This window comes from Lacticaseibacillus salsurivasis (assembly GCF_036246225.1).
GTDB classification, from domain to species: Bacteria; Bacillota; Bacilli; order Lactobacillales; family Lactobacillaceae; genus Lacticaseibacillus; species Lacticaseibacillus salsurivasis.
Genome location: NZ_BTTP01000015.1, coordinates 1 through 13,638, shown reverse-complemented (window position 1 = coordinate 13,638; position 13,638 = coordinate 1). Strand labels below are relative to the sequence as shown.

Here is a 13,638-nt window from a genome sequence, read left to right as displayed (position 1 = left end):
CCTCTCATTGTTGATCGATTATCTAAAAGTTTTAGGTAAAACAATTGGCTACTATATGCCAAGTGACGGATATAATAGCCAACCTTCTTACCAACGATAGTGTGCGAACGCACGGTTGGCATCTGCCATCTTGTGCGTATCTTCGCGCTTCTTCACAGCTGCACCAGTGTTGTTGGCAGCATCCATGATTTCACGAGCCAAGCGATCGTCCATCTTGTGTTCACCGCGTTGACGGGAATACTGAACGATCCAACGAAGGCCCAACGTCGTCCGCCGGTCTGGCCGGACTTCGATTGGCACTTGGTAGTTCGACCCACCGATCCGACGGGCCTTAACTTCGAGGACAGGCATAACGTTCTTCATGGCCTGTTCGAAGACTTCCAAAGGTTCGTTGCCGGTTTCCTTCTTGATGATGTCGAATGCATCATACAAAATGGTTTGAGCCTTACCGCGCTTACCATCAACCATCAGGTGGTTGATCAAGCGGGTAACCAGCTTAGAGTTGTAAACTGGATCAGGTAAAACATCGCGTTTTGAAACATTGCCTTTACGTGGCATGCTGATTGCCTCCTTATTCCTAAATACCGCACAAAGCGGGGATTATCTGACTACTTCTTAGGACGCTTTGTACCGTACTTGGAGCGGCTTTGCATCCGGCCGTCAACACCGGCGGTATCGAGGGTCCCACGGATGATGTGATAACGCACACCAGGTAAGTCCTTAACACGGCCCCCACGGATCAGAACAACCGAGTGTTCCTGCAAGTTGTGGCCGATCCCAGGGATATAAGCAGTGACTTCGATCAGGTTCGACAAGCGAACACGAGCGTACTTACGCAGAGCGGAGTTAGGCTTCTTTGGGGTCATGGTGCCGACACGAGTGGCAACCCCACGCTTTTGAGGAGCGGGATTGTTCGTCAGTGACTTCTTCTTACTGTTGTAACCGAAGTTCAAAGCAGGTGAGTCGGACTTCGTTACATTACTTTTACGACCTTGGCGTACCAATTGGTTAATGGTTGGCATTCTAAGGTTCCTCCTTCCTGATACTTGGGTAATTCATCTTCTAAGTCCACACATCCAGGCGGTTCTTTTTTGCGAATAAAAAATGGCCGGCCCGGCGGCGAAATGGTATTTCACCAGTTCGACGTCCGGGCAAACCCGAATTAACTGGAAAAAACAACCTTAAACAGTGTACTATCCGCCGCCCGCCTCTGTCAAGCGTCTTTCCGGCGTTTGCACCAGTATTTTCACGCCTTGGCGAAATCTGGTGATAGAGGTGATGGCATGTGGTTCATTCTATCATAGTTGCTGTAGCTGTGCTGGGGCTAATCAGCTTACGGCCGACCCACTGGCAGTTGCTTTACCAGCTGGGTTTAGTTGTGCTTGCAGTGTTCTTCGCCCGTTCCCAGCTGCTAGCGCTGGCGGGGCTGGCCTATTTTGCCTTGAGTGACTGGCAAACCCAAACGGTGCCGGCGCTGGGGTTTGACGGCTGGTGCTTGCTTGTCGCTTTAACCACCCCGGCGCATTGGCTGGTGGGACTTTGCTGGCTAGTCGCTTTGGCTGTCTTGAGCATTGGCACCCAGGGGCTAGGCAGCGCTGATGTGCTCGCGATTAGTGTACTGACTTTGGGCATGCCGGCGCTAATGAGTTTGGTGTTTGTGCTACTGGCTTGCGTGATTGGGTTGGGACACGGCTGGCTGTGGCCTGGCCCCATCCCCTTTCTGGTCGATCTGCAGCTGGCGTATTTGCTGATGGTGATTGTGAGTTAATGCACGCTGCTTTGGCTAAGCGCGGCCATCCTCCGCTGCCTGTTTTAGTTGCGCTCAGATCGGCAACGCTCGAGCGAGTAGCTAATCGCAGCCTGTTGTAGTTGCGTTGCGTTAAGCCAACGCCGGAGCAGCTAGCTACACATCAGGCATCGCCGCTTTCAGCGGTAATGCCTAATGCTAGGCTATCTGTCCGGCTAAGTACGGCTTACCTCCACAGCCTGAATCCAAAAAAGCCGGCTGGGCAAATGCCCAACCGGCTCCTTTTCATGCTTAGTCTTGCTTTGGTTCTGCGTTAGCGGCGTCTTCTTCCTTCATCTTCTTTTCAAGATCAGAGATGGAGTAGACGCTGTCGGAAACGGTGCCGACCGTCTTTGGTTCCATGTGACGGTAGGTGGCCATCCCAGTCCCAGCAGGAATGATCTTCCCGATGATGACATTTTCCTTCAAGCCGACCAGCGGATCGTTCTTCCCGCGGATGGAAGCATCCGTGAGGACCCGAGTGGTTTCCTGGAAGGAAGCGGCAGACAAGAAACTGTTGGTTTCCAGCGATGCCTTGGTGATCCCCAGCAGCACTGGGCGACCAGTAGCAGGAATCCCGCCGGCGATCAAAGTCTGCTGGTTGCGATCCTTGAAGTCCGCAATGTCCAGCAAGGTCCCTGGCAAAATGTCAGTGTCGCCTGGATCCATGACGCGGATCTTGCGCAGCATCTGCCGAACCATGACTTCGATATGCTTATCGCCGATTTCAACCCCCTGCATCCGGTAAACTTTCTGGACTTCCGCCAGCAGATAGTTTTCCGTGGTCAAGACGTCTTGCACCTTGATCAACTGCTTAGGATCAATTGAGCCGCCGGTCAAACGACCGCCGCGATCAACATGGTCGCCTTCAGCAACGGCAACAGATGATGCGTATGGCACGCTGTAAGTCCGGGTATCAGTTTGGCCTTCAACGGTGATTTCCCGGCTGTGTTCAGCTGGATTTTCATCGATGGCCGAAATCGTCCCGTCAACTTCACTGATTACCGCCAGCCCTTTAGGATTACGGGCTTCAAAGATTTCCTGAACACGAGGCAACCCTTGCGTGATATCTTCGCCGCCGGCAACACCGCCGGTATGGAAGTTACGCATGGTCAGCTGCGTACCAGGTTCGCCGATTGACTGCGCAGCCACGGTCCCAACGGCTTCGCCGACTTCAACCTGTTCGCCAGTGGCCAAGTTGCGGCCGTAGCACTTTTGGCAAACCCCATGACGGGTGTTGCAGGTGAAGATGGAGCGGATAGTGACAGTTTGAACGCCGGCATCAACGACAGCTTGTGCCTTGTCTTCGTCGATCATTTCGTTCTTCTTGACGATGACGTCACCGGTTTCAGGGTTAACGACTGACTTTTGCGCGTAACGGCCAACTAAGCGGTCGTACAGCGGTTCGATCATTTCGTTCCCTTCGCGAATGGCCGAAACGACCAAACCGCGATCGGTGCCACAGTCTTCTTCGCGGACAATGACGTCTTGCGCCACATCCACCAGCCGCCGAGTCAGGTAACCTGAATCGGCCGTCTTCAGGGCGGTATCGGTCATCCCTTTACGGGCCCCGTGAGTGGACATGAACATTTCCATAACGGACAAGCCTTCACGGAAGTTCGACAGCACTGGCACTTCCATCATCCCACCGTTTGGCGCCGCCATCAGGCCACGCATCCCGGCAAGCTGAGTAAAGTTTGAGATGTTACCACGCGCCCCAGAATCACTCATCATGGAGATTGGGTTATTCGGGTCAAAGGCGTCAATCAGCTTTTGCTGAATTTCGTCTTTGGCGTCATTCCAAATCGAGATGACCCGATCATGACGTTCCTGATCGGTAATCAACCCACGGCGGAACTGCTTGGACACAGTGGCCACCTTCTTGTGGGCCGCATCAACGATGGCTGGCTTTTCAGCCAGTTCAGGCACGTCGGCCACCCCAACGGTGATCCCAGAGTTCGTGGCCTGGGTGTAACCCAAGGTCTTCATGTCATCCAGCAGATCAGAGGTCCGCTGCACTTTGTACGTCTTGAAGACTTCAGCAATGATGTCAGACAAGAAGCCCTTCTTGAACGGTTCGTTAATTGGAGCGTCTTGCAGGTAAGCATGAATATCCTCACCTGGCTTCAGGAAGAAGCGGTCTGGCACGCCATTGACGATGTTGTCTTGCGTGGCCACATTCAGATATGGGAAATCTGCCGGCATGATCTGGTTGAAGATCACACGACCAACCGTGGTGACCATGATCTGGTGACGCTGGTCATCGGTGAATGGCTTTTCTGGCAGTGAGGAGACAGCCAAGCCGATGCGGCTGTGCAAATGAACATAACCATTTTGCAGGGCCATCAGCACTTCGCTGGCATCCTTGAAGATCATGCCTTCGCCTTCACGGCCTTTTTGTTCCATCGTCAAGTAGTAGTTACCCAAAACGATATCCTGAGAAGGCGTAACGATTGGCTTACCATCACGAGGCGCCAAGATGTGGTGCGCTGCCAGCATCAAAAGGCGGGCTTCAGCTTGGGCTTCGTCGGACAGTGGCACGTGAATCGCCATCTGGTCCCCGTCAAAGTCAGCGTTGTAAGCTTCACAAACCAGCGGGTGCAGGCGGATGGACTTACCATCAACCAACACGGGTTCGAAAGCCTGAATCCCTAAGCGGTGAAGCGTAGGGGCACGGTTCAGCAGCACTGGCCGTTCCTTGATGACATCTTCGAGCACATCCCAGATGTCTTCATCTTCACGGTCAATCTTGCGGCGGGCGTTCTTAATGTTGCTAGCCAGCCCACGCGCCACCAATTCATGCATGACAAATGGCTTGAACAATTCCAAAGCCATTGGCCGCGGCAAGCCACATTGATAGAACTTTAGGGTCGGCATAACGTCGATAACGGAACGACCGGAATAGTCAACCCGCTTACCCAGCAAGTTCTGACGGAACCGGCCCTGCTTCCCTTTGAGCATGTGGCTCAAAGACTTCAGCGGACGATTGCCTGGCCCGGTGACCGGACGGCCACGGCGGCCGTTGTCAATCAAAGCGTCAACGGCTTCCTGCAGCATCCGCTTTTCGTTTTGCACAATGATGCTTGGCGCATTGAGGTCAAGCAGGCGCTTCAACCGGTTGTTACGGTTGATGACACGGCGGTACAAATCGTTCAGGTCAGAAGTGGCAAACCGGCCACCTTCAAGCTGAACCATTGGTCGCAGATCCGGTGGGATGACAGGAATGGTATCCATGACCATCCAAGCCGGGTCGTTGCCAGAAACCAGGAAGGCATCCAAGATGTCCAACCGGCGAATGGCGCGTGTGCGCTTTTGACCTTGCGCGGACTTCAGGTCTTCCTTCAGCTCAGCGACTTCCTTGGCGAGGTCGACTTGCTGCAGCAATTCCTTAACCGCTTCGGCCCCCATTTTGGCATTGAAGCCCTGGCCATATTCGTCGCGCTTTTCACGGTATTCGCGTTCAGTCAGCAGTTGCTTCTTCTCCAAGGCGGTGTCGCCTGGGTCGATCACAACGTAGGAGGCGAAGTAGATCACTTCTTCGAGGGCGCGTGGTGACATGTCCAAAACCAGACCCATCCGGCTTGGAATGCCCTTGAAGTACCAGATATGAGAAACTGGTGCTGCCAATTCGATGTGGCCCATGCGTTCACGGCGGACCTTGGACCGGGTGACTTCAACGCCGCACCGGTCGCAAACGATGCCTTTATAGCGGATCCGTTTGTACTTCCCGCAGGCACATTCCCAGTCCTTGGTTGGCCCGAAGATGCGTTCGTCAAACAGCCCATCTCGCTCTGGCTTCAGCGTCCGGTAGTTGATCGTTTCGGGCTTTTTAACTTCCCCGTAGGACCAACTGCGAATTTTGTCAGGCGAGGCCAGGCCGATTTGCATGCTTTCAAATTTATTGACATCAATCAAAGGGCTAACCTCCTATTTGTTAGTATCGTCGGTCGAGTTAGCGTTCGTGGCAGCAGTGGCTGCTTCTTGCGCCTTCTTTTCTTCTTGCTGCTGGGCGAATTTCGCCAAGGCATCAACGGAAACAACGTCATCGTCGTCATCGTCCATGTCGCGCAGTTCGATTTCGTTCTTGTCTTGGTCGAGCACTTTCATGTCCAGACCCAAAGCTTGCAGTTCCTTGACCAACACGCGGAAGGATTCTGGCACGCCTGGTTGTGGAATCTGTTCGCCTTTGACAATGGCTTCGTAGGTCTTGACCCGGCCTACCACGTCATCAGACTTGTAGGTTAAGATTTCTTGCAAGGTGTAAGCCGCCCCATAAGCTTCAAGGGCCCAAACTTCCATTTCCCCGAAGCGCTGGCCACCGAACTGGGCTTTACCACCCAGTGGCTGCTGCGTAACCAAGGAGTAAGGTCCAATGGAACGAGCATGGATCTTGTCGTCCACCATGTGAGCCAGTTTCAGGTAGTACATGACACCGACGGAAACACGGTTTTCAAATGGCTCCCCAGTGCGGCCATCATAAAGCACGGACTTGCCGTCGCTGGCCATGCCGGCTTCTTTGATGGTAGCCCATAAGTCGTCATCATTGGCCCCGTCAAAGACTGGGGTGGCAATGTGAATACCCAGTTTGCGGGCCGCCATCCCCAAGTGCAATTCCAGCACCTGACCGATGTTCATACGTGATGGCACACCCATGGGTGACAGCAAAATGTCAACTGGGGTCCCATCAGGCAGGAATGGCATGTCTTCTTCAGGCACAACCACTGAAACGGTCCCTTTGTTCCCGTGACGACCAGACATCTTATCACCGACCTGAATCTTACGCTTCTGGGTGATGTAGACGCGGACCATCATGTTAACGCCTGGAGACAATTCGTCGCCAGCTTCACGCGTGAAGATCTTGACGTCTTGAATGATCCCGCCGCCGCCATGAGGAACCCGCAGTGAGGTGTCACGTACTTCACGCGCCTTTTCCCCGAAAATGGCATGCAGCAAACGCTCTTCAGCAGACAGCTCGGTGACCCCTTTAGGCGTGACCTTGCCGACCAAGATATCGCCATCGCGAACTTCCGCCCCGATGCGCACGATCCCGAATTCATCCAAGTCCTTCAATGCGTCTTCGCCGACGTTCGGGATTTCACGGGTGATTTCTTCCGGTCCGAGCTTGGTGTCACGCGCTTCGGATTCATATTCTTCAATATGAATCGAAGTGTAGGCATCATCACGCACCAGTTTTTCAGACAGCACAATCGCGTCTTCGTAGTTGTACATGTTCCAAGTCATGAAGGCGATGACTGGGTTTTGCCCCAAAGCTAGTTCGCCATTTTCCATGGCTGGGCCATCGGCAATGATTTCGTCTTCATCGACTTTATCGCCGATGCGCACAATCGGCCGTTGGTTGTAGTTCTTACCGGCGTTGGACCGGCGGAACTTCATCAGGGAATACTTGTCCACAGCGCCATCGTCGCGGCGAATGCGAATGGTCTTCGCATCCACATAGTCAACAGTTCCGGCATGTTCAGCCAAAACGGCAATCCCCGAGTCATGGGCAGCCTTGTATTCCATCCCGGTCCCAATCAGTGGGGCATGCGGGTTGATCAAAGGTACCGCCTGACGCTGCATGTTCGCACCCATGAGGGCCCGGTTGGAGTCGTCGTTTTCCAAGAACGGAATGCAAGCCGTTGCGACCGCAACTACCTGCTTAGGCGAAACGTCCATGTAGTCGATGTGTTCTGGCGTGGTTTCGATGTTGACATCCTTCGCCCGGGCCAAAATGGCTTCTTCAGCAAAGGAGCCATCATCGTTCAGCTTGGCGTTGGCCTGCGCGACAACATAGTTATCTTCTTCATCGGCCGTCAAATAGTCGATTTTGTTGGTGACTTTGTGGTCAGTCCAGGAAACACGGCGATATGGGGTTTCGATGAAACCATAAGGATTCACCACCGCGTAGGAAGCCAGACTGTTGATCAGCCCGATGTTCGGGCCTTCTGGGGTTTCAATGGGACACATCCGGCCGTAATGCGTGTAGTGCACGTCACGCACTTCATAACCAGCGCGGTCACGCGTCAAACCACCAGGCCCAAGGGCAGACAGGCGCCGCTTATGGGTCAATTCGCCAAGCGGGTTAGTCTGATCCATGAACTGTGACAGCTGGGAACTGCCGAAGAATTCCTTAATTGAAGCCACTACTGGCCGAATGTTAATCAATTGCTGTGGTGTGATGGTGGCGGTGTCTTGAATCGACATCCGTTCACGGACCACCCGTTCCATCCGGGACAAACCGATGCGGAACTGGTTTTGCAGCAATTCACCGACGGAACGAATGCGGCGGTTGCCCAAGTGGTCGATATCATCGGTGGCACCCAAGCCTTCTTGCAAGTTCAAGAAGTAGTTCATGGACGCAATGATGTCGGCTGGGGTCAAGTGCTTGGTCTTCTTGTCAATGTGGCCATTGCCAATCAACTTGATTTCTTTTTCTGGGTTGACCTGGGAGTAGACCTTGATCACTTGCACGGTCATCGGATCGGTTACAACACCTTGGTCAGAAGGCTGGAAGGTAACGGTCTTGAAATCGTCGCGGTCCAAAAAGCCGCCTAAGGTTTCCATGATGTGCCGGTCAATCTTGGTGCCTTTTTGCACGATGACTTCACCGGTATCAGGGTCAGCCAACGTTTCTGCCAGGGTCTGGCCCAACAGGCGAGTCTTCAAGCTCAGCTTCTTGTTGACCTTGTAGCGGCCAACATTCGCCATGTCATAGCGCTTTGGATCAAAGAACCGCGCGTACAGCAAAGAACGCGACGAATCAGCGGTCTTCGGTTCGCCAGGACGTAGCCGTTCGTAAATGTCCTTCAAAGATTCATCGGTGCGCGAGTCATCGGTGTTTTTGTGGACGTCTTTTTCCAGCGTCAACATCAAGGAATCGTTGTCGCCAAAAATGTCGAGGATGTCTTGGTCGGCGCCAAAGCCAAGCGCGCGCACCAGTTCGGTCATTGGAATCTTCCGGGTGCGGTCGATGCGGACATACGCCAAATCCTTGGCGTCGGTTTCGTATTCCAGCCAAGCGCCGCGGTTAGGAATCACCGTGGTGCCATAGGTCACACGGGAGTTCTTATCGGTTTCACTGTTGTAGTAAACCCCAGGCGAGCGGACCAGTTGGGAAACGATAACCCGTTCGGCCCCGTTGATGATAAAGGTCCCTTGCTTGGTCATCAGTGGGAAGTCACCAAAGAAGACGTCTTGCGACTTGATTTCACCAGTTTCGTGGTTGGTCAAACGCAACGTCACATGCAGCGGTGCGGAATAGTTGGCGTCATGCTGGCGCGCTTCCTCCACCGTGTACTTTGGTTCCAGCAGCTGATAATCAACGTATTCCAGCGACAGTTTCCCTTGGAAGTCTTCGATTGGCATAATGTCATCGAACATTTCCTTGAGCCCTTCGTCTAAGAACCATTGATAGGAATTGGTCTGAATCTCGATCAAGTTAGGCAGATCGAGTACTTCTTTAATGCGGGAATAGGAACGGCGAGTGCGATGCTTACCGTAATTCACTAAATGTCCTGCGTGTCCTGCCAAATTGTTCACCCCTCATTGGATTTTTCGGCCATCTTGATTGTAAAAAAAACGTAACGACGGTTAAATTAAAATTACAATCGGTGGTTGACGAACATTTTGAGCAAAAAAAAACGAAAAGTAGAAAGTCAAAATCCCTCTGCTACTTTTGCGTTTTTTTATGCGTTGCAACGGACAATAGATCGCCGCAACTGATGTCCTAACCGAAATGCAATTGCATTAACTATACTGCCGTGCAATTTAAATGTCAAGCGCTGCTAGGCGTGCACCGGCGCCTCTGGTTGGGCGGCCTTCTTCACATGGAAGGTCAGCTTGCCTTTGGTCGCCCCGATGGTGATGGTGTCGCCGGCGCCAGCTTGCCCGGTCAGCAGCAGTTCGCTGAGCTGATCTTCAACGTCCCGCTGCAGCGCCCGGCGAATTGGCCGCGCCCCGTATTCTGGATCAAACCCGGCTTTCGCCACAGCGTTGATGCCAGCCGGCGTAATCTTGACGGTGACGTCTTGATCACTCAGGCGGTGCAGCACCTGTTTGGCCATGATCTTCACGATTTCGTGCAGTTCTGGGGCGGTTAAGCTGTGGAAGACCACCGTTTCATCAATCCGGTTCAGGAACTCTGGCCGGAACGCCCGCTTGAGCTCTTCCAACATCCGACTTTGCATCGAAGCAAAGTCCTGGCTGGCAGCTTGGGCGCCGAACCCGACGCTCTTGTCATCGCGGAGTGCGGTGGCACCGATGTTCGAAGTCATAATCAAAATCGTGTTGCGAAAATCGACCCGGCGACCTTTGGAATCAGTCAGGAAGCCATCATCCAGCACCTGAAGCAAAATGTTGAAGACATCCGGATGCGCCTTTTCTACTTCATCCAGCAGCACCACAGAGTACGGCTTGTTACGAACCTTTTCTGTCAGCTGACCACCTTCATCGTAGCCCACATAACCTGGGGCCGCCCCAATCAGGCGGCTGGTGCTGTATTTCTCCATGTACTCCGACATGTCAACGCGAATCATCGCGTCTTCGGACCCAAACATGGCCTCAGCCAAGGCCTTCGCCAGCTCGGTTTTCCCGACCCCAGTAGGACCCAAGAACATGAAGGAGCCGATTGGCCGCGTAGGATCTTTCAACCCGCTGCGAGCCCGACGAATTGCGCGGGACACGGCAGAAACTGCCTCTTCCTGGCCCACGACGCGTTCATGAAGCACCTTTTCCAGGTTGACGAGCCGTTCGCTTTCCTTCTTTTGTAGTTGGGTGACCGGCACCCCAGTCCACTGCGAAACCACTGCCGCCACGTCTTCCGGTGTCACTTTGACATCGGTACGGACGCCATTTTCATTCACAGGTTCTGGAGACGCTTCAAGCTTAGCCCGGAGCTTTTGTTCCTTTTCACGAATAGTTGCGGCGGCTTCGAAGTCCTGATGCATGATGGCATCGTCTTTCGCTTGCACGGTTTCCCGCAACTGTTTTTGCAGCTTGTCGGCTTTGGTTGGCTTATCGGATTCATCCAGCCGCACCTTGGCCGCACTTTCGTCAATCAGGTCAATCGCCTTATCTGGCAAGAACCGGCTCGAAATATACCGGGAGGACAAGGTGACGGCTTCATGCAGCGCCTCATCGGTAATCGTTACGCCATGGTGCGCCTCATACCGCGGCCGCAAGCCACGCAGAATTTCTTCGGCCTCGGCCTGACTTGGCTCGTTGATTTGAATGGTGGCAAAGCGGCGTTCCAAAGCGGCATCCTTTTCGATGTACTTTTGATATTCATCCAGAGTCGTGGCCCCAATCAGCTGCAACTCGCCGCGCGCCAAAGCGGGCTTCAAGATGTTGCTGGCATCAATGGCGCCTTCTGCCCCACCGGCCCCAATTAAGGTGTGCAATTCATCGATAAAGAGGATGACATTACCATCAGCGTAAATTTCATCGATCACTTTTTTCAGGCGATCTTCGAATTCACCGCGGTATTTGGTCCCTGCCACCAAGGAGCCCATGTCCAAAGCCATGAGCCGCTTGTTTTGCATGTCGGCTGGTACTTGACCGGCGACGATTTTTTCGGCGAAACCTTCAGCAATGGCAGTTTTGCCCACCCCAGGTTCGCCAATCAACACCGGGTTATTCTTGGTGCGCCGAGCCAAAATCTGGATCAACCGGCGGACTTCCTTGTCCCGGCCCACCACAGGGTCCATTTTGTTTTCCCGGGCCAGCTGGGTCAAATCCCGGGCCAGGTTGTCCAGCGTCGGCGTGCCTTGGCTGGCCGGCTTGGCCTGCCGCTGGGCGCCGCTGCGATGCTTAGCCGCTGATTCGGTGATCCCCATTTTCTTGAGCACCAACTGCCGCACCTTGGCCAGACTCAGTTCCAGGTTTTGCAAAATGCGGGCCGCCAGAATGTCGTCTTCGCGCAGTAGCCCCAGCAAAATGTGCTCGGTGCCAATTTTCAGCGCGCCGAGCCGCTTGGCTTCGTCACCGGCAAAACTCAAAATCTCTTTGCCTTTTGGCGAGTATGGCAAATAACTATCGGCCGCCTGCCCCGCATCAACGGTGCCATAACCGGTAAAACGTTCGATTTCGTCATGAATGTCTTCTTCAGTAATGCCCAATTGCCGCAGCGTCTTGCCGGCGATGCCTTCTTGCTCGATCACCAGCGCCATCAGCAAGTGTTCTGTGCCCACAGCATGGTGATGGAAGTACTTCGCCTGCTCCTGCGCGATCAGTAACACGTTTTTTGCACTTGGGGTAAATAGGTTGTCCATAAGCACACTCCTTTGGCGGCCATTTGGCCAAAATGGGAAATCCCATCTAAGTTCTATCTTTCATACCGCAAACTGGCAAGAAAAGCAAGCAGCAATCGCGACCGCAGCTCGTCTTCGGCTTGGCGATCGCCTTGCTGCAAGGTGTGGTGGCTCAGCACTGTGAGCATCATATTACCTTCTTGGCGGTCGATCACATCAGCATCATACAGCTGCTGGATCAACACCTGCGCATCCCGCTCGCGGATGGCTGGTGGCATATTGGCCACCATCATCGCCAGCAAATCCTGGTCATCGCGCAAGTGCACTTTCAAAATGCGGATGTAGCCACCGCCGCCACGCTTGCTTTCCACGACATAACCGCGTTGCGGGGTAAAACGCGTTTTGATCACGTAGTTGATCTGTGATGGCACGCAATTGAACTGCTGAGCAATTTCTGCGCGACTGATTTCCACCTGGCGCGTTGACCCCAGCATGGCCTTCAAATAATGCTCGATCACGTCAGAAATATTCTGACCTTGCATTCGCCTCACCCCTTTGACTTTGACTAATCTTGACTTTTATTATACTGAATATCACCAGAATTACCAGCAGCCTAGCCAAGAGACGTTTTTCACATAGCGCTGCATTCAAATGAGAATCAAAAAAACTGACGTCAATGACGTCAGTTCGACGATCGGGAAAACAAGATTCGAACTTGCGACCCCTACGTCCCGAACGTAGTGCTCTACCAAGCTGAGCTACTTCCCGATGAAGCGGAAGACGGGATTCGAACCCGCGACCTCCACCATGGCAAGGTGGCGTTCTACCACTGAACTACTTCCGCATAGTTCCTCCGGTCACCCGGAATGCACCCAGTAGGAGTCGAACCTACAACCTTCTGATTCGTAGTCAGACACTCTATCCAATTGCGCTATGGGTGCAAAATATTCATGCCGAGAGTCGGGTTCGAACCGACACGGTAATCACTTACCGCAGGATTTTAAGTCCTGTGCGTCTACCAGTTTCGCCATCCCGGCGGCTCGCAAAAGCGGAAGACGGGATTCGAACCCGCGACCTCCACCATGGCAAGGTGGCGTTCTACCACTGAACTACTTCCGCATGAAACTGATATTACTGCCGACTAGAGGGTTCGAACCTCCGACCCCCTGTTTACAAGACAGGTGCTCTGCCAGCTGAGCTAAGTCGGCGTGATGCGGGTGAAGGGACTCGAACCCCCACGGTATAAACCACTAGAACCTAAATCTAGCGCGTCTGCCAGTTCCGCCACACCCGCAGATCAGAAACTAATGGAAAAAAGGAAAAAATGAGCCGTGACAGGCTCGAACTGTCGACCCTCTGATTAAAAGTCAGATGCTCTACCGACTGAGCTAACGGCTCAATGGAGGATACAGGGCTCGAACCTGTGACCCTCTGCTTGTAAGGCAGACGCTCTCCCAACTGAGCTAATCCTCCATGAAAAAGCGCGGCAGCTTCCTACCCTCGCAGGCAGTCACCCACCAACTACTCTCGGCGTAGAGAAGCTTAACTTCTGTGTTCGGCATGGGAACAGGTGTATCCTTCTCGCTATCGCCACCGCACTTCATA

Annotated in this window: 7 protein-coding genes, 9 tRNA genes and 1 rRNA gene; 1 reads left to right on the top strand and 16 read right to left on the bottom strand. The window is 53.4% G+C overall.

Annotated elements, in window-relative coordinates; translation table 11 throughout:
* Nucleotides 1-87: 87 nt before the first annotated feature.
* Both rpsG and rpsL read right to left on the bottom strand, forming a co-directional pair.
* Nucleotides 88-558, bottom strand: coding sequence for a 30S ribosomal protein S7 (gene rpsG, locus AAA927_RS09935; RefSeq protein WP_125582081.1), 471 nt, complete (start codon nucleotides 556-558; stop codon nucleotides 88-90).
* Between the two features lie 50 nt (nucleotides 559-608).
* Complete coding sequence (gene rpsL / locus AAA927_RS09930; RefSeq protein WP_125582083.1) at nucleotides 609-1,022, bottom strand: 30S ribosomal protein S12; 414 nt, start codon at nucleotides 1,020-1,022, stop codon at nucleotides 609-611.
* 263 nt (nucleotides 1,023-1,285) lie between these two features.
* Between rpsL and AAA927_RS09925 the strand changes: the two genes are divergently transcribed.
* Complete coding sequence (locus tag AAA927_RS09925) at nucleotides 1,286-1,768, top strand: hypothetical protein (RefSeq protein ID WP_338217714.1); 483 nt, start codon at nucleotides 1,286-1,288, stop codon at nucleotides 1,766-1,768.
* Nucleotides 1,769-2,038: 270 nt separating this feature from the next.
* Here AAA927_RS09925 and rpoC read toward each other — a convergent pair whose 3' ends face one another.
* The 14 genes from rpoC to rrf all read right to left on the bottom strand — a co-directional run bounded on the left by rpoC (nucleotide 2,039) and on the right by rrf (nucleotide 13,631).
* Complete coding sequence (gene rpoC / locus AAA927_RS09920; protein WP_338217713.1) at nucleotides 2,039-5,701, bottom strand: DNA-directed RNA polymerase subunit beta'; 3,663 nt, start codon at nucleotides 5,699-5,701, stop codon at nucleotides 2,039-2,041.
* 12 nt (nucleotides 5,702-5,713) lie between these two features.
* Nucleotides 5,714-9,325, bottom strand: a complete 3,612-nt coding sequence (gene rpoB, locus AAA927_RS09915) for a DNA-directed RNA polymerase subunit beta (protein WP_338217712.1) — start codon at nucleotides 9,323-9,325, stop codon at nucleotides 5,714-5,716.
* Between the two features lie 245 nt (nucleotides 9,326-9,570).
* The gene (locus tag AAA927_RS09910; RefSeq protein WP_204119681.1) at nucleotides 9,571-12,054 is read right to left on the bottom strand and encodes an ATP-dependent Clp protease ATP-binding subunit; all 2,484 of its coding nucleotides are present in this window, start codon (nucleotides 12,052-12,054) and stop codon (nucleotides 9,571-9,573) included.
* Between the two features lie 53 nt (nucleotides 12,055-12,107).
* The gene (locus tag AAA927_RS09905; protein ID WP_204119682.1) at nucleotides 12,108-12,575 is read right to left on the bottom strand and encodes a CtsR family transcriptional regulator; all 468 of its coding nucleotides are present in this window, start codon (nucleotides 12,573-12,575) and stop codon (nucleotides 12,108-12,110) included.
* A gap of 152 nt (nucleotides 12,576-12,727) precedes the next feature.
* Nucleotides 12,728-12,801 (bottom strand) — tRNA-Pro (locus AAA927_RS09900).
* A 4-nt stretch (nucleotides 12,802-12,805) separates the two neighbouring features.
* Nucleotides 12,806-12,877 (bottom strand) — tRNA-Gly (locus AAA927_RS09895).
* A 23-nt stretch (nucleotides 12,878-12,900) separates the two neighbouring features.
* A tRNA-Arg gene (locus tag AAA927_RS09890) sits at nucleotides 12,901-12,974 on the bottom strand.
* A 10-nt stretch (nucleotides 12,975-12,984) separates the two neighbouring features.
* Nucleotides 12,985-13,070, bottom strand: a tRNA-Leu gene (locus tag AAA927_RS09885).
* Between the two features lie 10 nt (nucleotides 13,071-13,080).
* Nucleotides 13,081-13,152, bottom strand: a tRNA-Gly gene (locus tag AAA927_RS09880).
* 16 nt (nucleotides 13,153-13,168) lie between these two features.
* A tRNA-Thr gene (locus AAA927_RS09875) sits at nucleotides 13,169-13,241 on the bottom strand.
* Between the two features lie 4 nt (nucleotides 13,242-13,245).
* Nucleotides 13,246-13,327, bottom strand: a tRNA-Leu gene (locus AAA927_RS09870).
* Nucleotides 13,328-13,358: 31 nt separating this feature from the next.
* A tRNA-Lys gene (locus AAA927_RS09865) sits at nucleotides 13,359-13,431 on the bottom strand.
* Between the two features lie 2 nt (nucleotides 13,432-13,433).
* Nucleotides 13,434-13,506 (bottom strand) — tRNA-Val (locus AAA927_RS09860).
* 8 nt (nucleotides 13,507-13,514) lie between these two features.
* A 5S ribosomal RNA gene (gene rrf, locus AAA927_RS09855) occupies nucleotides 13,515-13,631 on the bottom strand.
* Between the last annotated feature and the right edge of the window lie 7 nt (nucleotides 13,632-13,638).

Coding starts and splice junctions, on each gene's coding strand:
- AAA927_RS09910 (WP_204119681.1), bottom strand. CDS start 12,054: ATGGACAACCTATTTACCCCAAGTGCAAAAAACGTGTTACTGATCGCG.
- rpsG (WP_125582081.1), bottom strand. CDS start 558: ATGCCACGTAAAGGCAATGTTTCAAAACGCGATGTTTTACCTGATCCA.
- rpsL (WP_125582083.1), bottom strand. CDS start 1,022: ATGCCAACCATTAACCAATTGGTACGCCAAGGTCGTAAAAGTAATGTA.
- AAA927_RS09905 (WP_204119682.1), bottom strand. CDS start 12,575: ATGCAAGGTCAGAATATTTCTGACGTGATCGAGCATTATTTGAAGGCC.